The organism is Rhizobium sp. CG4 (genome assembly GCF_023701965.1).
Taxonomy (GTDB): Bacteria; Pseudomonadota; Alphaproteobacteria; order Rhizobiales; family Rhizobiaceae; genus Agrobacterium.
Genome location: NZ_JABAEG010000002.1, coordinates 297,018 through 317,042 on the forward strand (window position 1 = coordinate 297,018; position 20,025 = coordinate 317,042).

Genomic DNA, 20,025 nt, shown 5'->3' on the forward strand with positions numbered 1-20,025 from the left:
AACCATATCTGGTTCACATCGACGCTACTGAGTGCGGAACGCATCCGGCCACACGCAAAAGCCATGCTGCGACGAGCAGACCTTCGCCAACCGCCGACTATTGGCAGTACGTCATCCCTCACCCACATCTCTCAGACGTGACTCGATAACGATGACCCAAGGGTGCCAGATGAACGGGAGATGAACAAGAGTGAAAGGCGTTCACATTTTTGTTTGCTATGCAGCGTGATATTTTTGCAATTGCGAATAGTCGAAATTACAGGTGAAAGTGGCAATTTTCCTGTTATGGCAAAAGAAAAAGGCCGCAGCGGGTGCTACGGCCTTTTTAAATTCGTCATCCGATGGATGAAAAGGATTACTCGGCGTCGCCTTCAGCTGCCTTCTTCTTAGGAGCAGCCTTCTTCTTTGCCGGAGCCTTCTTCTTGGTCTCAGATGCTTCTTCAGCATCGTCAGCCAGCAGCTCTTCCTTGGAAACGGTCTTGTCCGTTACCGAGATTTCGCCGAGCAGCTTGTCGATAACCTTCTCTTCGAAGATCGGAGCGCGCAGCGAAGCGGAAGCGCCTGGGGTATTGCGGAAGAAATCAAGGATTTCCTTCTGCTGGCCAGGGAACTGCTGCAGCTGCTGGAACAGCGCGCGCTGCATTTCTTCTTCGCTCACTTCAACATTTGCCTTCTCGCCGATTTCGGAGAGAACGAGGCCGAGACGAACGCGGCGCTCAGCAAGCTTGCGGTATTCTTCGCGTGCTTCTTCTTCCGTGGTGTCTTCGTCAGCAAAGGTCTTGCCGGACTGTGCAAGATCGGTGTTGATCTGGCGCCAGATGTTGTCGAACTCGGCATCAACCAGGCCAGCTGGTGTGTCGAACTTGTACATTTCGTCCAGTTGGTCAAGGATCTGACGCTTTACCTTCTGGCGGGTTACGTTGCTGTACTGGCTTTCGATCTGGCCACGAACGATTTCCTTCAGCTTTTCAGCCGATTCGAGACCGAGCTTGGAAGCCAGTTCGTCGTTGATTTCAACAGCAGCAGCGGCCGCAACGTCCTTGACGGTGATGTCAAAGGCAGCTTCCTTGCCAGCAAGGTTTGCAGCTGGGTAATCAGCAGGGAACGTAACCGTGATGGTCTTTTCGTCGCCAGCCTTGACGCCAACGAGCTGGTCTTCGAAGCCAGGAATGAAACGGCCAGAACCGAGAACCAGTTCAGCATCTTCAGCAGCGCCGCCGTCAAAAGCAACGCCGTCGACCTTGCCGAGGTAGTTCATGGTCACGCGGTCGCCGTCAGCAGCCTTGCCCTTCTTGGTTTCGTAAGAGCGGGCGCTCTCAGCAACCTTGAGGATCTGCTCGTTGACTTCGTCTTCAGAGACTTCAACAACTTCGCGGGTAACCTTGATGCCGTCGTTGGACTTCAGCTCAATGGCAGGAATGACTTCGTAGGTCAGTGTGAATTCGAGATCAGCTTCGCCGTTCAGGATCTTGTCGGCTTCTGCTTCGTCTTCGGTCATCGCGATGGAAGGCTGCGTTGCAGACTTTTCACCACGGCCGGTCAGGATTTCAGAAGGCTTCTGACGGATCAGGTCGTTGACCAGCTCAGCCATGATCGACTTGCCGTATACCTTCTTCAGGTGTGCAGCAGGAACCTTGCCCGGACGGAAGCCGTTCAGACGGACCTTGTCCTTGGCGTCAGCAAGACGCTCATTGAGGCGAGACTTCATGTCGTCAGCCGGAATAACTACTTTGATTTCGCGCTTCAGCCCTTCAGCGAGCGTTTCGATAACCTGCATTTTCGTACCTTCACATCATGGCGGCAGTGCTCAGACAGCCGTTGGTTACTTTGAGCACGACGCCGGAAACTAAAACCGGACGTGGCTATATATACTTCATGCACAAGCTTTTTGCCGAGCAAAAACTGCGCTTGAGCAAAAGAAGCGGCGAAGCAAAAAGCTTCACACATTCTTCTTAAGCGATTCAGATGGTGCGGGTAGAGGGACTCGAACCCCCACAACTCTCGTCGCCAGAACCTAAATCTGGTGCGTCTACCAATTCCGCCATACCCGCGCTCTTGAATCCTGCATAAACAACATCTGGCACATGAGGCCTTCCGGAGCGCGCGTCTCTATATCATCCGTTTTCAGGAGTTCAAAGGAAAAATGACAGTTATTCGTCGTCATCCAGCAGCTATCTGCAATATCCCGCCATTCCCGGCATAAATAGAGAATGATCGTAGCAGTGTCACACATCTTTTAAGCCAGCTAAGGGACATTTCCTGCCGATTGCGACACATGGAGCATCCTGTTGGCCCTCGCATGACAAGACGTGTGGCGACTCATTATATATACGCCGACCCAGACAGAGACGTCCGACCGCCCGCAGCCGCCCCTACCCGCATTTCAATGCGCCAAACCCTCGCAAACTGCACAACTCAAGCCACCAGGCTGGATTATACGCAACGATGCATTGCGGATATCTGCCGCATCCCAAAAGGCATGCACTCGACACATGTCTGCCATCTGTTTGCCCGATACCCGCCATTACTTGATTAAACAGCTGTATCGGCGCTTCCAGATCGATTTAAATTTACGCTTTGCTAAGCATTCACGGCGCACCGCTGGTGAAAATCACCCAAAAATGCCGCTTCAAATCGCTTCTGCATCAAAAATAAGCTTTTTATTTCACCAAAACAGGTCGCAATACGCCCGAGCTGTGCATTTGGTGCATAGGTGTCATCTATTCTTGTTTCTGTTTGTTTTCGCTGAAATCGCTATATTCAGCTTCAGAAAACGGGTGCAGCAAAAAACACTGCAGAGCACCACAACAGAGATCAAGAGGATCACGACCATGAACATCACTCGTTCGCTTAACAACTGGCGCAAGTACAGACAGACCGTTACAGAACTCGCTCGCATGACCGACCGCGAACTGAACGACCTGGGCATTGGCCGTGGCGACATCCGCCGCGTAGCACGCACAGCAGTTGGCTACTAATACTAGCCACTGACTTCGCTAGTCGGCAAACCATCCCAAGAGGTTCTGTCGAATAGCACCTAAAAAGGCCGAAGCTTGAAAAAGCTTGCGGCCTTTTTCTTTTGTCTGCATCATGCCCAATAGGCAGACATCGCAGCCTAAATAACAGGCACGGCCGCTTTCTTAGCCAACTCACTGCACATTTGCATGGCAGTCGCCTATTTAATGCACTCCACAACATAGCAAGTTGTATATATAAGACCCTCAACACCGAGAGAGCAGAAACCTCTGCCCCGGTCACAAGATCAAAAGTTTGAGGAAACACCCATGAACCCGATTCGCATTGCAAAAAACTGGATCAGCTACCGTCGTACACTTAACGAACTTGGTGGTCTTTCCAACCAGGCACTGAATGACATTGGCCTTACCCGCCACGACATTCGCAACGTTGCTGCACGCTCTTTCCGTTAATCAAAGCGCGCTCGCTGGATGACCTCCCCAGCGGACCCTTGACGGAAAACCTAAAGGATACGGCGCCATCTGGCGCCGTTTTCTTTTTGTGCTTCCTATTGGAAGCCTGCCCTCCCCATGATAGTGCAATGGGCAAATGCTCATCAAACAAGGTTGCTGGATAAGCGCACTGTCAAAAGAGAGATGCGATACTCAAAAACTCTTGGGAGCTTTTTCAAATAATCCCCCAATGAAGGCTTTACCCGCGACAATGTTTGAGCGGTGTTTTGTGAGTATGTGATGCAAGATAACAAATATTCTCCCATTCACGTCATCGGTGGCGGACTTGCCGGTTCGGAAGCTGCTTGGCAGATCGCCCAGAGCGGAGTTCCTGTTATCCTGCATGAGATGCGCGGCGTGCGCGGCACGGATGCTCACAAGGGTGACAGCCTTGCAGAACTGGTTTGCTCCAACTCCTTCCGTTCCGATGATGCGACAGCCAATGCGGTTGGCGTCATCCATGCGGAAATGCGCCTGGCCGGCTCTCTCATCATGTCCTGCGCTGACAAGAATCAGGTTCCAGCCGGTGGCGCATTGGCGGTTGACCGCGATGGCTTTGCCGAGGCTGTCACCAAGGAGCTTGAGGCGCATCCGCTGATCACCATCGTGCGCGAGGAAATTAGTGGCCTGCCGCCGAAGGAATGGGATCTGGCGATCATTGCCACGGGTCCGCTGACCTCGCCCGATCTGGCCGCTGCCATTCAGGCTGAAACAGGCGAAGACGCCCTTGCCTTCTTTGACGCCATTGCACCGATCGTGCACCGCGACAGCATCAACATGGATATCTGCTGGTACCAGTCGCGTTACGACAAGGTTGGCCCCGGCGGCACGGGCAAGGACTATATCAACTGCCCGATGAATGAAGAGCAGTACCATGCCTTCATCGATGCGCTGATTGCTGGCGACACGGTTGGTTTCAAGGAATGGGAAGGCACGCCTTACTTCGATGGCTGCCTGCCAATTGAAATCATGGCTGAACGCGGCCGCGAGACCCTGCGTCACGGCCCAATGAAACCGATGGGCCTGACCAACGCCCATAACCCGAAAGTCAAGGCCTATGCCGTTGTGCAGTTGCGTCAGGACAATGCGCTCGGCACGCTGTACAATATGGTCGGTTTCCAGACCAAGCTGAAATATGGCGCGCAGGCGGAAGTGTTCCGCATGATCCCCGGCCTTGAGAATGCCGAGTTTGCTCGTCTGGGCGGCTTGCACCGCAACACCTATATCGATTCCCCGCGCCTGCTTGATCCTTCACTGACGCTTAAATCCCGTCCGGGCTTGCGTTTTGCCGGTCAGATCACCGGCTGCGAAGGGTATGTGGAAAGCGCCTCGATCGGTCTTCTGGTTGGTCGCTTCACTGCTGCGGAACGCAAGGGCGAGACCCCGAGCCTGCCACCGGCAACCACGGCACTTGGCTCTCTGCTCAACCACATCACCGGCGGCCATCTGGCATCCGACGATGAGCCGGGCAAGCGCTCGTTCCAGCCAATGAATGTCAATTTCGGCCTGTTCCCTGAACTGGAACCGGGTTCGATCGTCAAGCCTGAAGGCGTCAAGCGCTTTAGAGGCAAGGACAAGACGATCATGAAGCGTCAGTTGATGGCCGCAAGAGCACTGCACGACTGCGCCGAGTGGCTGGGCGTCGAACCGCCGGTGTTTGCACCAGCGCCGGAAGTGGACGCGGCAGAGTAACCGCGTCTCAAAACTTTAGCTGAATTATACGGATGGAGAAGGTTCTGCCGTGTCGTGCCTGATGGCCGGTGCGGCATCCTCTTCAATCGGATGTTTCTTTTCCTCTTCGACAAAGCTGCCGAGCAGCCACAAGGAAACATCAGCCGCTTCACTGGCCGACGGGAAGCGGAACTCGCCGCTATGCTTGGGAGCATCGGCAAACTGGATGGCAAAACCATCGCCTGTCGGCAAATGTTCAATGCGCAATGAACCCGGTGCAATCAGCATGCAGGCATAGTGCGAACCCATGTTGCGCATGAAGCCGGCCTTGTTGTCATGAAGCCGGACGAAAACAGCTTTGCCGTTTTTCGTCATGTGCAGACTTCTGATTGCTTCGGTGGGGAATGCCCGCGAGAAATCAATGATCGCTTGGCCCGTATCATGACTGTTGTCATCATCCGTGGCACGACGCATCCGGGTGATGTAGTACCCCAGAACGACAAGCACAGCGCCAAGTATGGCCCCGACGATCAAATTCATTCTATTTCTCCTTTTCAGGACAAACGCCCGACTGCAGCGAGATGTTCCTACACTGCGAGGCTTGTGCGAATTTTACCGTCTGTCAAAAACGCTTCAGGAAAACAGATTTGGTCATCAGCCATTGGCGACGCACCAGAGACGGCTGAATGTCATCCTCAAAGAGAGAGGCGCCAGCCTTCTTTGCCTTCTTCAATACAGTCTCGGTCATGGCCACTGGCAGGTAGGCGGGGAAACAGGCCGCATCGACTTTGGTCTTGCGGGCATGGCCGAGATGATCAAGCGCAATTGCACAGAAGATATCAATGGCCGCAGTAATGCGGTCCTTGTCTTCACCGGCAAGGAATGCCTCGCGGTTAAGACCGGTGGCTGAGAGAATATCAACGGGGATATAGACCTGTCCGCGACGGCGGTGCAGCGGTGCCAGCAACATCATTCCGGCCATGGCCTGTGCCACGCCTGCATGGCCTGCGGCATCGGCACTGCCGGCTGCGGCCTGCGGATCGAGAATGAGGCTTGCCAGCTGAATGATCGCGGACGCCGTCTCACCGGCATATCCCTCAAGCGCATTGCGGTCTTCAAACGGGTCGTCGTAGAGATCGAAGATACGCGCTTCGAGCAGATTGATCAGCGTTGGACGCGGCAGGCGGTATTTCTCCACGCAGTCCATAAGGCCGGCGGCAACCGGGTTTGCTTGGCTGTCGCCATGCGCGTTGCCTTCCAGGAGATCGCGCCACCACTGCATGCGCACTTCGCCCGGCAGCGGCTCTCTCACCGCATCACGGATACGGGCAATTTCGGCGTTGAAGGCATAAAGGGCAGCCAGTGTGGGGCGCTTGTCTTCGGGCGACAACAGACATGCCAGATATCTGTCGCGGTCGAGATCCCGCAACATGTTAAGGCAGATTGCGCCTGTATCCTGAGTGCTCACGCCAGAATGCTCCCCATTGCCGGACAGTCTCGTGTCAGTCCACCGCGATGAATGCGGCAGCGACAGCCCGGTCTTCGGACAACATGATATTATAGGTTCTGACGGCAGCGCCTGTGCTCATGCTGTCAACGGAAATGCCGGCTTCACGAAATGCTGCTCTCAGCTCTTTCGGCAGAAGCAGCATCCCCTCACCGGTTCCCAAAAGCAGGAACTCGATTTCGGCGGCCTGCTCGAAAACTTTTTCGAACAGGTCCACCGTCAGGTTTTTCGGGTCGGTGGCATTCCACCCGTGGATGCCGGATGGCAGGCACAGCAGCGAACCGCGGTGTGACATCTCGGCAAAGCGGAAACCGCCATTGCCATAAGCATCTATCGGGGCCCGGCCGGGAAAATGGGCCGGGCGTATTTCAATGCCACCTGCCATGGTTCAGCCCCTAGGCCTTGCCAGTGACGGCGGTTGCCTTGCCATCGCTCTCCTCGTCGGCCTTCGAATCTGGGCGAAGGTTGAAGAGGATGAGGATCGGTGCAGCAATGTAAACCGATGAGAACACACCGATAAGAACACCGAACAACATGGCGAAGGTGAAGGAGCGGATAACCTCACCACCGAACAGGTAGAGCGAAGCCAGTGCCAGAAGAACAGTCAGACCGGTCAGGATCGTTCTGGACAATGTCTGGTTCAGCGACGCATCGATCAGCACCGGCAGCGGCATCTTTTTATAACGCCTGAGGTTTTCGCGAATTCGGTCATAGATAACCACCGTATCGTTCAGTGAGTAACCCATGATGGTCAACACCGCCGCGATACTGGTGAGGTTGAATTCCAGCCCGAAGTACACGAACATGCCGATGGTCAATATCACGTCGTGGGCCATCGATATGATGGCGCCCAGCGCGAACTGCCATTCGAACCGCACCCAAATATAGATCATGGTTGCGAACATGGCGATCAGGATACCGATCGTTGAGGTGAAGGTCAGGTCGCCAGAGACGGCAGGTCCCACCACTTCAACACGACGGAAGTCGTAATTGTCCTCAAGCGCGCCACGTACCAGGGTGATGGCAGACTGTTCGGCATTTTCGCCGCCTTCCTGCGCCTGGATACGAATGAGAGCGTCCTGTGGCGAGCCGAAGCCCTGCGCCTGGATTTCACCAAGGTTAAGCTCGTTCAGGCGGTCACGGATATCAGCAAGATCTGCCTCGCCCTGCTTGGCCTTGATTTCGATGATCGAGCCGCCCTGGAAGTCGATGCCGAGGTTCAGACCCTTGGTCACGAAGCCGCCAACGCAGACGATGAGCAAAACGGTCGTAAACATGAAAATGTAGCGACGAATGGCCATGAACGGATAGTCACGTCCGTCGAAGATGCCCGTACGCACACCCTTTGGCAGGTGTTTTGGACGCGAACGACGGACCCACACGCCAAACATCCATGCGGTCAGGGTGTAGGCGGTGAAGACGGTGGTGATGATACCGATACCGAGCGTGACGGCAAAGCCGCGAACCGGGCCGGTACCCATGTAGAACAGAACGCCAGCAACAATCAGGGTCGTCAGGTTGGCGTCGATAATGGTCGCGAAAGCGCGTGTAAAGCCTTGGTCGAGAGACTGGATAAGCGGTTTTCCGCTTCTGACTTCTTCTCTTATTCGCTCATAGATCAGAACGTTGGAGTCCACCGCCATACCGATGGTCAACACGATACCCGCTATACCCGGTAGGGTGAGCGTCGATCCGATGATACTGAGAAGGGCCAGCAGCATGACAACGTTGACGATCAGAGCAATGTTGGCGAGCAGGCCAAAGAAGCCGTAGAACACCACCATAAAGATCAGAACGCCGACGGCACCGATGGCACTGGCGTAAAGACCGGCATTGATGGAGTCTGCACCGAGGCTTGGACCAACGGTGCGCTCTTCCACAACAGTCAGCGTTGCAGGCAAGGCACCGGCGCGCAGCAGCACGGCAAGATCGTTGGCACCCTGTACCGAGAAGTTACCCGAAATCTGGCCGGAGCCACCGATGATCGGTTCGCGGATCACAGGTGCGGAAATGACCTGATCGTCAAGCACGATGGCAAACGGACGGCCAACATTCTGCTGGGTTGCCTGCGCGAAACGCTGTGCGCCACGGCTGTCAAAACGGAAGGTTACGACAGGCTCATTGTTCTGCTGGTTAAAGCTGGCCTGCGCATCGACAAGGTTTTCACCCGAAACAAGCGCACGACGTTCAATGAGGTACGGAACTGGCGGATCATCATTCGAATACATGACCTGCGATGTTGCAGGCGGACGGCCGTTCATCGCCTCCTGAATTGGCATGGTTGTATCAACCATGTGGAAGGAGAGCTTGGCGGTCTGGTTGAGCAGCGACTTCAGACGCTGCGGATCCTGGAGACCAGGAACCTGAACGATAATGCGGTCATCGCCCTGACGCTGGATCAGAGGCTCTGTGGTGCCCAGTTCGTCAACGCGGCGACGGACCACTTCGATCGACTGCGACACAGCCGACGACAGACGGTAGTTGATGCCGTCATCCGTCAGGTTCAGGCGCAGAAGGCCGTTGCCATCATCGCTCATGCTGACTTCGGTGACGGAGCCACCGACCAGCGTGCCGGCAGACACAGGCAAGGTCAGGTCACGCAAGGCTTCCTTTGCGGCGTCAATCTGCGCCGGATCAGTGATGCGTACCTGAACAATCTGGCCGGTGCCGGAAAGGCCGGAATAACGAACGTTCTTGTCACGCAGCTGCGTGCGAACATCCCCCACAATCGTCTCAAGACGTTCCTTGACAATGTCGGAACGCTCGATCTTGAGCATGATGTGAGAACCACCCTGCAAATCGAGACCAAGTGTAACCTTGTTGTGCGAATACCATGAGGGCATGCCCTGCAGCTGTTCTTCGGAAAACAGGTTAGAGGAAGCAATAAACGCGCTTATCGCGACTGAAAGCCAGATAAAAACGGTTTTCCAACGGGAAAAATAAAGCATAGAGGTCTCGACCAGGTTGGTGTCGGGAGGCGGTATCGCCTTCCCTCTGCGTCAAAAATCAGGAAGCGGTTTCGGTTTTAACTGGCTCGCCCTTGACCCGAACTTCAGCGATGTAGGTGCGCAGTGCACGGATCTTCACGCCTTCAGCGATTTCGACTTCAATTTCAGCATCGTCGATAACCTTGGTCACCTTGCCGGTGATGCCGCCACCGAGAACAACCTGGTCGCCACGACGAATAGCAGTCAGTGTTTCCTGACGCTTTTTCATCTGCGCGCGCTGCGGGCGGATGAGGAAGAAATACCAGACGACCATCAGCGGTGCGAACAGGAACAGCATTTCGAGGCCGGAACCGAACCCCGTAGCAGCAGCAGCTCCATCCTGGGCAAAGGCTTCAGTAACTAACATATAAAACTCCTCATATTCACGGGCAAACAATTCCGCCCACCCGGCTTCAAGCCGCCGGAATATAGTTGTGATCGCCACGAATGCAACAGACATGGGTCATGCTGCGTACCGATTCAGCACCTCATAACCTTTCGAGCATCGAAACGCCATGCTACCGAACCTTAATATCCCCTTATAACGCCTGCATTAAACAGCGTGAGACCTATAATGACCCAAGATCAGACGACTGCTCTCCTCCTCAACGAAATTCGTCGGCTTACCGATGCTGTCGAGCGGTTGGCGGGCCCAGCACCCGCCAAGAACGACTGGAGTGCAGCAGACTGTTTCGTATGGTCTGCAGAAAACAAGTCATTGCAGCCAGTACCGCGCCCCAACCGTATTGCCTTGCAACTGATCCGCGGTGTCGACCATGTGCGCGACATTCTGCATGAAAATACACTGCGCTTTGCCGAAGGTTTTCCCGCCAACAACGTACTTTTGTGGGGTGCGCGCGGCATGGGCAAGTCCTCGCTGGTCAAAGCTGTTCACGAAGATGTGCGCAACGCAACCGGCGTTTCCCTGAAGCTGGTTGAGGTGCACAGGGAAGACATTTCTACCCTGCCCGCGCTGATGAGCCTGATGAAGGATCAGGATCACCGCATCATCGTGTTCTGTGACGACCTGTCCTTTGACCATGACGACACCGCCTACAAGTCGCTGAAGGCAGCGCTGGATGGCGGCATTGAGGGCCGTCCGGACAATGTGCTGTTCTACGCCACATCAAACCGCCGCCACCTGTTGCCGCGCAACATGATGGAAAACGAGCAGTCCACGGCCATCAATCCGGGCGAAGCGGTTGAGGAAAAGGTGTCGCTGTCGGACCGTTTCGGCCTTTGGCTTGGTTTCCACAAGTGCAGCCAGGAAGACTATCTGACGATGATCAATTCCTACGCCGAACATTTCGAACTTGGCATCGACAAGGACACATTGAAGGCGGAAGCACTGGAATGGGCAACCACCCGTGGCGGTCGTTCCGGCCGTGTTGCCTGGCAATATATTCAGGATCTGGCCGGACGGTTGAGAAAACCGCTCACGAAATAATCCGAGTTCGCAGCAGCCATACCCCGAAACGAAAAAACCTCCGGCATGACCGGAGGTTTTTTATTGGGCACCCAACAGATGGTGCAAATCTCAATCAGAGATCGACGTCGAGAATGGCCATCGAGAAGTTATAGGACAGATCGCCATCTTCATCGTCGACATAGACAACGCCCAGAAACTCTTCGCCGAGATAGACTTCAGCCGAGTCATCCTTACGAGGACGGGCCTTGACCGCCATCTCCGGATTGAAGGTGCGCTTGAAATAAGCGTCGAGCTTTTTGATCTCTTCGGTTTTCACACTCTATCTCCTGTGCAGTTCGCTTTGCGCCGCTTGTGGCATGGGACAAAGGTCAAAGTAAAGTCCGCAAAAAGTGTTCTTGCGCATCAAAAATGCACGTCAGTTGCACCTGTGATTGCAGACACGCGGATCAGATATCCGCGCCGATGACCTGGTCCATTATACGCGATGGCTCGGTACACCCGGCCTCTCCTATCACCCTGGCTGGCACGCCTGCCACGGTGCTTTTTGGCGGCACCGGCTTCAGCACAACAGAACCGGCAGCAATGCGTGAGCAGCTGCCAATTTCGATATTGCCGAGGATTTTTGCGCCAGCGCCGATCATCACGCCGCTGCGGATTTTCGGGTGGCGGTCTGCGCCTTCCTTGCCGGTACCACCCAGCGTGACACCATGCAGAATGGAGACATTATCACCGATGACGGCGGTTTCACCGACCACCAGACCGGTGGCATGGTCAAGGAATATCCCACGGCCAATTTGTGCGGCCGGGTTGATGTCGGTCTGGAAGACCACGGAGGCACGGCTTTGCAGATAAAGCGCAAAATCCTTGCGGCCCTTCTTCAGCAGCCAGTGGGCCAGACGGTGCGTCTGGATGGCGTGGAAACCCTTGAAATATAGCACCGGCTCCATGAAGCGCGTGCAAGCCGGATCGCGGTCATAAACCGCCTGAATATCAACGCGCAGAATGGTGCCCCACTCCGGCCAGTCCTTCAACATTTCATCAAAGGTCTGGCGCAGCAAAACAGCCTGCATGTCAGGGTGATCAAGGAGCTCACATATGCGGTAAATGACGGACGCTTCGAGCGAAGGATGGTTGAGAACTGTCGAATAGAAAAATGCAGCCAGCAATGGGTCCTGCGAAGCGGCACTGCGTGCTTCGTTCAGAAGGCTGCCCCAAATGGGATCGACAACGGCCACCTGTTCAAGTTGGCGAACTTCATTGCGCACGACCATAATGGTCTCCTTTTACCTTAGAACATTTCTTATACCGAAAAATGTTTCGGATAGAAATGGGTGAGCGCAATGGCATATCAAGCCATCGACGCGTCTCCAGCATAACATTTCTACTTTTAAGGCGCGGCGTGCCCGGCAAGCGGCATAGCGGCGCCTTAAAGTCATTTCATCTGACCATAAACCCGGGACAATATCAGGGTCATGACCAATCAGGCATTGTTAGAAAGGCCGGCGTAAAACTCCAGCACCGCCGCCTTGAACACCCTGTCACCCACCGCCAGCATATGATCGCGACCGGGAATGTCGAGTGCGGTGGCATTGGGCATGATGTCGGCCAGTTCCTGTGGTGAACCGGCAATATCATCCTTGGTTCCCACAGCTATCAGACAGGGCATGTCGATCCGGGCAGCATCTTCGCGGCTAACCAGAATGCGGTTGGTGGCAATACAGGCGGCGAGCGCAAGGCGATCGCTTTTGGTCTGGTCGGCAAACATGCGGAACATGCGGCCACGCTCATGGGTAATGCCGTCAAGCGAAGGGGCCAGAAGCGCCTCGGCAATCGGGTCCCAATCGCCAACACCATTGCAGAGATTGATGCCAAGGCCACCAAACACCAGCGAGCGCACGCGCTCCGGGTGGGCCAGCGCGAGAAAGGCGGAGATACGCGCGCCCATGGAGTACCCCATGACATGCGCTTCGGAAATGCCGAGATGGTTGAGCAGGCCAATGGCGTCTTCCGCCATGATCGGCGGGTAATAGGCCTCGGAATCATGCGGTTTATCGCTTTGGCCGTGGCCGCGATTATCAATAGCAATCACCCGGTAACCGGCGGTTCCCAATGTCTTCAACCAGCCGGGATGCACCCAGTTCACACTGGCTGTCGATGCAAAGCCGTGGATGAGCACAACCGGCTCGCCCGCCGGGTCGCCCTCATCGAAATAGGCCAGCTTCAGGCCATCGCGCTGATAAAAAGAAAAATCGGGGGTATTGAGATTCATCAAAGACATCCTTTTTGGCCGACCTTATGTCATGAATCCTGAAGGTTGAACCCTGATATGTTTCGATTTCTGTGGAGGTTGACTTCATTTATCGCTAGATGTCATGCCAAAGCAGTCAAGGTTTCAATCTACATAAAGCATTTGGAGATCCGCATGGCCGGTCATCACACTATTCCTCACTTCCAGAACGATGGCGGTCACCCGATGATCGAAATCGGTGTCAAGGAATTCATGTGCACGGGCGCTTCCGTTCCTTTCGATCATCCGCATATTTTCATCGATATGGGCGATGACAACGAAAAGGTCTGTTCCTATTGCTCGACCCTTTTCCGTTACAACCCAACGCTCAAGGCCGAGCAGACAAATCCACCGGGCTGTGTTTTTCATGTGAAGGCAGCCTGACCGCTTTCCTCTCTTTCTGATCGGTGCATTTATGCCCGTAAAATCTGTCGCTATTGTCGGTGCTGGCATTGCCGGTTTGACCGCCGCTCTTTCTTTTGCCCGGCACGGCGTAAGTTCGCATATCATCGAACAGACCCATCACCTGACGGAGGTGGGCGCCGGCCTGCAAATATCCCCAAATGCTTCCCGCATTTTGTCCGAGCTGGATGTGCTGGCCAATATCGAGCCGCTGTGGGTCGAACCTGAAACCATCGACCTGACCTCCGGCCAATCTCTGAAAACCCTGATGTCATTGCCGATGCGGCAGTTGGCGCGTGCGCGCTGGGGGGCACCTTACGGAGTTCTGCACCGCTCAACCCTGCAGCAGGCGCTTTTGGGTGCGGTGTTGAAAAATCCGCTTTGTCATCTGCATCTGGGCAAACGCATTGAAACCGTGCGCAAGGCAGATATCTCCGCCATCACTTTTGCCGATCATGATCTGATCATCGGCGCAGATGGCGTCTGGTCGAGCGCCCGCTACTCCGTGCCAGAAAGCCCCTCACCCAGCTTTTCGGGCAATGTGGCATGGCGGTTTACAATCCATGACGATGTCGCGCCGTCATTCCTGCAAAAGCAGTCGGTCAAGGCGTTCCTCGGTCCCAAGGGGCACATTGTCGCCTATCCGCTAAAAGAGGTTTCCGCCTTCAACGTGGTGGCAATTTCCATGGGCGCCGATCCCGGCCAGACATGGAAGGCAGAATCAACCGGTCACCAGAAAGAAATGCTTTTTGAGCAGTTCCGCGACTGGCACCCGTCCATTCGTGAATTGCTGACCAAGACCGAGAACGGCAATTTCTGGCCTCTCTATCAATTGAGCGAAGGTTGCTGGCACAATGGCCAGAACACGGTGCTGATTGGTGATTCCGCCCATGCGATGATGCCATTTGCGGCGCAGGGTGCGGCGATGGCCATCGAGGATGCTTTTGAACTTGCCGGTCAGGTGATGTCAGCGGCAACGCTGCCTCAGGGATTGGCGGCGTTTGAAAGCCTGCGCGTACCGCGCATCAACAAGGCACGCAAGCGGGCGCAGATGAACCGGTTTGCCTACCATGCCAGCGGCCCGTTTAAACTGGGACGTGACCTGCTGTTTGCCGTCCGTCCCGCGCAATCTTTTGCGGCAGACCTTGACTGGCTTTATGGCTACCACGCCAAGGGGTGATTGAGGCAGCGGGGCGTTTTTCTGCGGCCCTCAGAATAAAAAAGCGCCACCAGTGATGGCGGCGCTCTTTAAACTTACGAAGGTCGTGAATTCACACGTCGCTTGCCGCCTTGAAACCGGCTTCAAGATCCTTGCGGATATCAGCTACGTCTTCGAGACCGATCTGCAGGCGGATAACCGGACCGCCCTCAGGTGCCTTGGCCACAACGCGGTCGGACAGACCGACCGGAACGGCCAGGCTTTCATAACCACCCCAGGAATAACCAAGACCGAACAGTTTCAGCGCATTGAGGAATGCGTGTGACTTGGCCTTGAATTCATCGGCACCAGCCTTCAGCACGAAGGAGAACACGCCGCTTGCGCCCTTGAAGTCACGTTTCCAGATGTCGTGGCCGGGGAAGCTTGGCAAGGCCGGATGCAGCACACGGCCCACATCGTCCCTGCCCTCAAGCCACTCAGCAATGGCAAGTGCGCTCTGCTGGTGGCGCTCAAGGCGCACGCCCATGGTGCGCAGGCCGCGTAGCATCTGGTAGGAATCATCCGGTGCCGCACAAAGGCCAAGCAACATGTTGGCTTCGTTGAGCGTATCCCAATGCTCCTTGTTGGCCGACACGAAGCCCATCAGCAGGTCGGAATGGCCAGACGGATATTTGGTCGCCGCCTGCATGGTGATATCAACGCCGTGGTCTAGCGGCTTGAAATAGAGCGGCGTCGCCCAGGTATTGTCCATGGTAACGACGCAGCCATGCTTGTGGGCAATGGCCGAAATGACCGACACTTCCTGCATTTCAAAGGTGTTGGAACCTGGCGCTTCCAAATGCACCAGCTTGGTATTTGGCTTGATCAGGGCTTCGATGCCAGCGCCAACCAGCGGATCGTAATATTCGATTTCGACACCCATGCGCTTGAGCATGGTGTTGCAGAACCGACGGGTCGGGAAATAGACCGAATCAACGATCAGCGCGTGGTCGCCGGGCGACAGATAGGCAAGAAACGGGATGGTGATCGCAGCCAGCCCCGATGGCAGAAGGATAGTCCCGGCTGCGCCATCCAGCTCGTTGATTGCTTCACAAAGCGCATCCGTGGTCGGTGTGCCATGTGTACCGTACGTGTATTTCTGCTTGCCGTCTGCCATGGCCTGCGCGTCAGGGAAAAGCACGGTCGAAGCGCGTACGACAGGCGGATTTACGAAGCCATAATAATCGGTTGGGTCATTTCCCAGATGAGCCAGACGCGTATTGTCGCCCGCACCGGAAAGCAGAAGATCTTTATTTTTCATTTCGGGATAAACACTCACTGATAGATGTGAAGTGAACATGCTAGGCCGCAGCGAACAGGTCAACCCTCAGAAGAAACGTTTTAAAGATGGCGGTTGCAACGCGATATTTTTGCCCACTCGCCGCCTATAATTTATACAATTGCTTCATTCACAGTCATCAAACTGAAAAATCTCTTTTTTAGGCAATTTTATTTCTCCCAAGACTTGACCATGAAGGCAATAATGATTGTGATGCATGTGCGCACCGGGAGGTGATGCGGAAGGGGAGAAATATAAAGAAATAATTGTATTCGCCCTTTCTAAATCGATTAAATAATAAACAAAGGTTGGGAAAATATGAAAAAGGCAATTCTGTCAGCCATTATCGGCACAGCTGCGCTGGGTGCAGGTTCGGTGGCTTCGGCCGCAACACTGGATGACGTAAAGGCAAAGGGCTTTGTACAATGCGTCGTGAACACAGGTCTTCCGGGTTTTGCTTCCCCGGATGCCAGCGGTAACTGGACAGGTTTCGACATTGATTTCTGCCGCGCTGTGGCAGTTGCGGTCTTTAACGACCCAACAAAGGTGAAGTTTACACCAACAACAGGTCAGACACGTTTCCCGGCTCTGCAGTCCGGTGAAGGCGACGTTCTGTTCCGTAACACCACCTGGACCATCAGCCGCGACACCGCACTTGGCTTCAACTTCCGTACCGTCAACTATTACGACGGCCAGGGCTTCATGGTTCCTAAGAGCCTCAACGTAAAATCGGCACTCGAACTTTCCGGTGCAGCCGTTTGCGTGCAGTCCGGTACGACCACAGAACTTAACCTTGCTGACTACTTCAAGGCCAACAACCTCGAATACAAGCCAGTCGTGTTTGAAAAGTTCGAAGAAGTGAACGCTGCTTACGCCGCTGGCCGTTGCGACGTTTACACCACCGACCAGTCCGGTCTGTATTCCGTTCGTCTCGGCCTTCCAAACCCGGATGACCACCTTGTTCTGCCTGAAATCATTTCCAAGGAACCACTTGGACCAGCCGTTCGTCAGGGTGACGACCAGTGGTTCGATATCGTTTCCTGGAGCCATTACGCGCTGGTTCAGGCTGAAGAATTCGGCATCACCAAAGCCAATGTTGATGAAATCAAGGCAAGCACCACCAACCCGGATATCAAGCGTTTCCTTGGCACGGAAACCGATTCCAAGATTGGTACCGACCTTGGCCTGACCAATGATTGGGCCTACAACATCGTCAAGGCACTGGGTAACTACGGTGAAATCTTCGAGGCCAACCTCGGCGAATCTTCTCCGCTGAAAATCCAGCGTGGTCTGAACGCCCTTTGGACCAAGGGTGGGCTGCAGTACGCACCACCAATTCGCTAATCCTCGTCAACGGCAAGGCGGCTTAAACCCGCCTTGCCTTTTACAATAACAAGATGGCCAACATGGCCACATGGGGATAGGGCAAACATGGCAGATAACGCTACAATTGCGTCTTCCGGCAACAGATCCTCCGGTTCACTCCTTTATGATCCGTTCGTCCGTTCAATCTTCTTTCAAATCGTCACCATCATCATCTTCGTTGCCGTCGTGTGGTTTATTGCCAACAACGTGGCGACCAACCTCGCACGTTCCAACACGGCGTCTGGCTACGGCTTTCTGAATAGCCGCGCAGGTTTTGACATCGGTGACACGCTGATCGCTTATTCCAGCGATTCCACCTATGGCCGGGCGCTGGTCGTCGGCTTCCTCAACACCCTAGTCGTTGCGATAACCGGTATTATCACCGCAACAATCATTGGTTTCATTGTCGGTGTCGGGCGCCTGTCCAACAACTGGCTGATCGCCAAGATTTGCACCGTTTACGTCGAGGTGTTCCGCAACATCCCGCCGCTTCTGGTTATCTTCTTCTGGTACACGGGCGTGTTGCGCCTGCTTCCCAATGTCAGAGATTCCTACGATCTGCCGTTTGGCATCTTCCTCAACAACCGTGGCCTTTCTATTCCAAGACCGGTTTGGGGCGAAGGTTCGCTGATCTTCGCAATCTCCATTCCGGTTGCGATCATTGCCGTTGTGGCCTTGTCCAAATGGGCGACAAAACGCCAGATGAAAACCGGTCAGACCTTCCCGATCTTCCGCGCGGGCCTCGGTATCCTGATTGGGCTGCCGCTATTGGCGTTTCTGGTTGCCGGTGCGCCGCTGACTTTCGACGTACCTGTTGCCGGTGGCTTTAACATCAGGGGTGGCAGCACTGTTCTGCCGGAGTTTTTCGCGCTTTATCTAGCCCTCTCCTTTTATACCGCCGCCTTCATTGCCGAAACCATCCGTTCCGGTATTCGCGGCGTTCCGAAGGGACAGACGGAAGCATCGACCGCGCTTGGCATGAAATCCAGCAAGACCACCCGTCTTATCGTTGTGCCGCAGGCCATGCGCATCATCATTCCGCCGCTTACCAGCCAATATCTCAACCTCACGAAGAACTCTTCGCTGGGTGTCGCCATCGGTTATCCCGATCTGGTGTCCACCGGCGGAACGACCCTGAACCAGACCGGTCAGGCCGTCGAAGTCGTGTCGATCTGGATGATTGTCTATCTGTCGATCAGCATCATCACATCGCTCTTCATGAACTGGTTCAACGCCAAGATGGCATTGGTGGAGAGATAAGCTCATGAGCACAAGAAACGTAGAATATGTCCGCACCGCCATGGTTGCTGCGGCACCTCCCCCAAAGGACGAAAAAAGCGCTGTTGCATGGCTGCGGAAAAATCTGTTCTCCGGCCCCAAAGACGTGATTTTGACGCTGATAGCGGTCGCCATCATCCTGGCTATCGTACCACCGGCCATCGACTGGTTGTTCATCAAGGCATCATGGGTCGGCTCTGACCGTTCCGTTTGTGCCACCGTCGTCCAGGGTGGCATTCAGCCAGAAGGCTGGACCGGTGCCTGCTGGGCATTCGTCGAGGACCGCTTTGCGCAGTTCATGTTTGGCCGTTATCCGCTCGATGAGAGATGGCGTCCGCTGCTGGTAACAGTCATGCTCATTGCATTGCTGGTGCCGCTGCTCATTCCAAAGATCCCTGGCAAGACACTGAACGCCGTCCTGATGTTCATCATCTTCCCAGTGGTTGCCTTCTACCTTCTGCATGGCGGTGCTTTCGGCCTGCAGCGCGTAGACACACCTCTTTGGGGTGGCCTGATGGTCACGCTCATTTTGTCCTTCGTCGGCATTGCGGTGTCACTGCCGCTTGGCATTCTGTTGGCACTTGGCAGAAAATCGAAAATGCCTGCCATCAAGACATTGTGCGTCGGTTTCATCGAAATCATCCGTGGCGTGCCGCTGATCACCGTTCTGTTCATGGCAAACGTCATGCTGCCGCTGTTTTTGCCAACCGGATGGACAATCGACAACTTCCTGCGTGCACTCGTCGGCGTTGCGCTGTTTGCATCTGCCTACATGGCGGAAGTTATTCGCGGTGGTTTGCAAGCCATTCCAAAAGGCCAGTTTGAAGGTGCCGATTCACTTGGCCTCGGCTACTGGCAGACCACGCGGCTGATCATTCTGCCACAGGCAATCAAGCTGGTTATTCCCGGCATCGTCAACACGTTCATTGGCCTGTTCAAGGACACCTCGCTGGTATCGATCATTGGCATGTTCGACCTGCTGGGTATTGTGCAGCTCAATTTCCGCGATGCGACGTGGATTACCCCGGTAACACCATTGACCGGCCTGATTTTCGCAGGCTTCATCTTCTGGATATTCTGCTTCGGCATGTCGCGTTACTCTGCCTTTATGGAAAGACACCTCGACACCGGACATAAAAGATAAGGGAAACACTC

The 20,025-nt window shown here is 54.8% G+C and carries 19 protein-coding genes and 1 tRNA gene; 9 read left to right on the forward strand and 11 right to left on the reverse strand.

Going from position 1 to position 20,025, the window contains the following annotated elements:
* Window positions 1-355: 355 nt before the first annotated feature.
* Window positions 356-1,777 carry a trigger factor gene (gene tig / locus HGO37_RS06555; RefSeq protein ID WP_250982658.1) on the reverse strand — a complete coding sequence of 474 codons (1,422 nt, stop codon included), beginning with the start codon at window positions 1,775-1,777 and terminating at the stop codon, window positions 356-358.
* Between the two features lie 189 nt (window positions 1,778-1,966).
* Window positions 1,967-2,051 (reverse strand) — tRNA-Leu (locus HGO37_RS06560).
* A 780-nt stretch (window positions 2,052-2,831) separates the two neighbouring features.
* Between HGO37_RS06560 and HGO37_RS06565 the strand changes: the two genes are divergently transcribed.
* The 3 genes from HGO37_RS06565 to trmFO all read left to right on the forward strand — a co-directional run bounded on the left by HGO37_RS06565 (window position 2,832) and on the right by trmFO (window position 5,159).
* Window positions 2,832-2,978: a DUF1127 domain-containing protein gene (locus HGO37_RS06565; RefSeq protein WP_192487896.1), complete on the forward strand. Its 147-nt coding sequence runs from the start codon at window positions 2,832-2,834 to the stop codon at window positions 2,976-2,978.
* Between the two features lie 306 nt (window positions 2,979-3,284).
* Window positions 3,285-3,428: a DUF1127 domain-containing protein gene (locus HGO37_RS06570; protein WP_192487735.1), complete on the forward strand. Its 144-nt coding sequence runs from the start codon at window positions 3,285-3,287 to the stop codon at window positions 3,426-3,428.
* A gap of 279 nt (window positions 3,429-3,707) precedes the next feature.
* Entirely contained in the window at window positions 3,708-5,159 is a 1,452-nt protein-coding gene (trmFO, locus tag HGO37_RS06575) for a methylenetetrahydrofolate--tRNA-(uracil(54)-C(5))-methyltransferase (FADH(2)-oxidizing) TrmFO (protein WP_250982659.1), read from the forward strand.
* 24 nt (window positions 5,160-5,183) lie between these two features.
* Here the strand turns inward: trmFO and HGO37_RS06580 are convergent, their stop codons facing one another.
* The 5 genes from HGO37_RS06580 to yajC all read right to left on the reverse strand — a co-directional run bounded on the left by HGO37_RS06580 (window position 5,184) and on the right by yajC (window position 9,999).
* Window positions 5,184-5,678, reverse strand: a complete 495-nt coding sequence (locus HGO37_RS06580; protein WP_246787657.1) for a hypothetical protein — start codon at window positions 5,676-5,678, stop codon at window positions 5,184-5,186.
* Window positions 5,679-5,760: 82 nt separating this feature from the next.
* A complete protein-coding gene (locus HGO37_RS06585; protein ID WP_250983230.1) occupies window positions 5,761-6,570 on the reverse strand; it encodes a phytoene/squalene synthase family protein in 810 nt (269 codons plus the stop codon).
* Window positions 6,571-6,640: 70 nt separating this feature from the next.
* On the reverse strand, window positions 6,641-7,030 hold the full coding sequence (locus HGO37_RS06590) for an Mth938-like domain-containing protein (RefSeq protein WP_192487733.1): 390 nt from the start codon (window positions 7,028-7,030) through the stop codon (window positions 6,641-6,643).
* Between the two features lie 10 nt (window positions 7,031-7,040).
* Window positions 7,041-9,593 carry a protein translocase subunit SecDF gene (secDF, locus tag HGO37_RS06595; RefSeq protein WP_250982660.1) on the reverse strand — a complete coding sequence of 851 codons (2,553 nt, stop codon included), beginning with the start codon at window positions 9,591-9,593 and terminating at the stop codon, window positions 7,041-7,043.
* Between the two features lie 58 nt (window positions 9,594-9,651).
* Complete coding sequence (gene yajC, locus HGO37_RS06600; RefSeq protein ID WP_192487731.1) at window positions 9,652-9,999, reverse strand: preprotein translocase subunit YajC; 348 nt, start codon at window positions 9,997-9,999, stop codon at window positions 9,652-9,654.
* A 207-nt stretch (window positions 10,000-10,206) separates the two neighbouring features.
* On the opposite strand from yajC, the gene HGO37_RS06605 reads away from it, so the two are divergent.
* Window positions 10,207-11,079, forward strand: a complete 873-nt coding sequence (locus HGO37_RS06605) for an ATP-binding protein (RefSeq protein ID WP_250982661.1) — start codon at window positions 10,207-10,209, stop codon at window positions 11,077-11,079.
* Between the two features lie 94 nt (window positions 11,080-11,173).
* Here the strand turns inward: HGO37_RS06605 and HGO37_RS06610 are convergent, their stop codons facing one another.
* From HGO37_RS06610 to HGO37_RS06620, 3 genes are all read right to left on the reverse strand, one after another.
* Entirely contained in the window at window positions 11,174-11,377 is a 204-nt protein-coding gene (locus tag HGO37_RS06610) for a DUF3126 family protein (RefSeq protein WP_192487729.1), read from the reverse strand.
* Between the two features lie 130 nt (window positions 11,378-11,507).
* Complete coding sequence (gene cysE / locus HGO37_RS06615) at window positions 11,508-12,332, reverse strand: serine O-acetyltransferase (RefSeq protein WP_250982662.1); 825 nt, start codon at window positions 12,330-12,332, stop codon at window positions 11,508-11,510.
* 209 nt (window positions 12,333-12,541) lie between these two features.
* The gene (locus HGO37_RS06620) at window positions 12,542-13,330 is read right to left on the reverse strand and encodes an alpha/beta fold hydrolase (protein ID WP_250982663.1); all 789 of its coding nucleotides are present in this window, start codon (window positions 13,328-13,330) and stop codon (window positions 12,542-12,544) included.
* A 153-nt stretch (window positions 13,331-13,483) separates the two neighbouring features.
* Between HGO37_RS06620 and HGO37_RS06625 the strand changes: the two genes are divergently transcribed.
* Together HGO37_RS06625 and HGO37_RS06630 are read left to right on the forward strand one after the other, a co-directional pair.
* Complete coding sequence (locus HGO37_RS06625) at window positions 13,484-13,732, forward strand: zinc-finger domain-containing protein (protein WP_192487726.1); 249 nt, start codon at window positions 13,484-13,486, stop codon at window positions 13,730-13,732.
* Window positions 13,733-13,763: 31 nt separating this feature from the next.
* Window positions 13,764-14,930 (forward strand): FAD-dependent monooxygenase, encoded by a 1,167-nt coding sequence (locus HGO37_RS06630; RefSeq protein ID WP_250982664.1) that lies wholly within the window; start codon window positions 13,764-13,766, stop codon window positions 14,928-14,930.
* A gap of 91 nt (window positions 14,931-15,021) precedes the next feature.
* On the opposite strand, the gene HGO37_RS06635 is transcribed toward HGO37_RS06630, so the two are convergent.
* Entirely contained in the window at window positions 15,022-16,209 is a 1,188-nt protein-coding gene (locus HGO37_RS06635) for a cystathionine beta-lyase (protein WP_250982665.1), read from the reverse strand.
* 336 nt (window positions 16,210-16,545) lie between these two features.
* On the opposite strand from HGO37_RS06635, the gene HGO37_RS06640 reads away from it, so the two are divergent.
* The 3 genes from HGO37_RS06640 to HGO37_RS06650 all read left to right on the forward strand — a co-directional run bounded on the left by HGO37_RS06640 (window position 16,546) and on the right by HGO37_RS06650 (window position 20,014).
* Window positions 16,546-17,571 carry an amino acid ABC transporter substrate-binding protein gene (locus tag HGO37_RS06640; RefSeq protein WP_250982666.1) on the forward strand — a complete coding sequence of 342 codons (1,026 nt, stop codon included), beginning with the start codon at window positions 16,546-16,548 and terminating at the stop codon, window positions 17,569-17,571.
* 87 nt (window positions 17,572-17,658) lie between these two features.
* Window positions 17,659-18,852 (forward strand): amino acid ABC transporter permease, encoded by a 1,194-nt coding sequence (locus HGO37_RS06645; RefSeq protein WP_250982667.1) that lies wholly within the window; start codon window positions 17,659-17,661, stop codon window positions 18,850-18,852.
* Between the two features lie 4 nt (window positions 18,853-18,856).
* On the forward strand, window positions 18,857-20,014 hold the full coding sequence (locus tag HGO37_RS06650) for an amino acid ABC transporter permease (RefSeq protein WP_250982668.1): 1,158 nt from the start codon (window positions 18,857-18,859) through the stop codon (window positions 20,012-20,014).
* The last annotated feature ends 11 nt before the right edge of the window (window positions 20,015-20,025 follow it).

Bases quoted from the DNA above. Each gene is read 5' to 3' on its own strand.
- cysE (WP_250982662.1), bottom strand. From the start codon at position 12,332: ATGGTCGTGCGCAATGAAGTTCGCCAACTTGAACAGGTGGCCGTTGTC.
- HGO37_RS06650 (WP_250982668.1), top strand. From the start codon at position 18,857: ATGAGCACAAGAAACGTAGAATATGTCCGCACCGCCATGGTTGCTGCG.
- HGO37_RS06605 (WP_250982661.1), top strand. From the start codon at position 10,207: ATGACCCAAGATCAGACGACTGCTCTCCTCCTCAACGAAATTCGTCGG.
- yajC (WP_192487731.1), bottom strand. From the start codon at position 9,999: ATGTTAGTTACTGAAGCCTTTGCCCAGGATGGAGCTGCTGCTGCTACG.
- HGO37_RS06635 (WP_250982665.1), bottom strand. From the start codon at position 16,209: ATGAAAAATAAAGATCTTCTGCTTTCCGGTGCGGGCGACAATACGCGT.
- HGO37_RS06580 (WP_246787657.1), bottom strand. From the start codon at position 5,678: ATGAATTTGATCGTCGGGGCCATACTTGGCGCTGTGCTTGTCGTTCTG.
- HGO37_RS06645 (WP_250982667.1), top strand. From the start codon at position 17,659: ATGGCAGATAACGCTACAATTGCGTCTTCCGGCAACAGATCCTCCGGT.
- HGO37_RS06640 (WP_250982666.1), top strand. From the start codon at position 16,546: ATGAAAAAGGCAATTCTGTCAGCCATTATCGGCACAGCTGCGCTGGGT.
- secDF (WP_250982660.1), bottom strand. From the start codon at position 9,593: ATGCTTTATTTTTCCCGTTGGAAAACCGTTTTTATCTGGCTTTCAGTC.
- trmFO (WP_250982659.1), top strand. From the start codon at position 3,708: ATGCAAGATAACAAATATTCTCCCATTCACGTCATCGGTGGCGGACTT.
- tig (WP_250982658.1), bottom strand. From the start codon at position 1,777: ATGCAGGTTATCGAAACGCTCGCTGAAGGGCTGAAGCGCGAAATCAAA.
- HGO37_RS06590 (WP_192487733.1), bottom strand. From the start codon at position 7,030: ATGGCAGGTGGCATTGAAATACGCCCGGCCCATTTTCCCGGCCGGGCC.
- HGO37_RS06625 (WP_192487726.1), top strand. From the start codon at position 13,484: ATGGCCGGTCATCACACTATTCCTCACTTCCAGAACGATGGCGGTCAC.
- HGO37_RS06620 (WP_250982663.1), bottom strand. From the start codon at position 13,330: ATGAATCTCAATACCCCCGATTTTTCTTTTTATCAGCGCGATGGCCTG.
- HGO37_RS06630 (WP_250982664.1), top strand. From the start codon at position 13,764: ATGCCCGTAAAATCTGTCGCTATTGTCGGTGCTGGCATTGCCGGTTTG.
- HGO37_RS06585 (WP_250983230.1), bottom strand. From the start codon at position 6,570: ATGTTGCGGGATCTCGACCGCGACAGATATCTGGCATGTCTGTTGTCG.
- HGO37_RS06570 (WP_192487735.1), top strand. From the start codon at position 3,285: ATGAACCCGATTCGCATTGCAAAAAACTGGATCAGCTACCGTCGTACA.
- HGO37_RS06565 (WP_192487896.1), top strand. From the start codon at position 2,832: ATGAACATCACTCGTTCGCTTAACAACTGGCGCAAGTACAGACAGACC.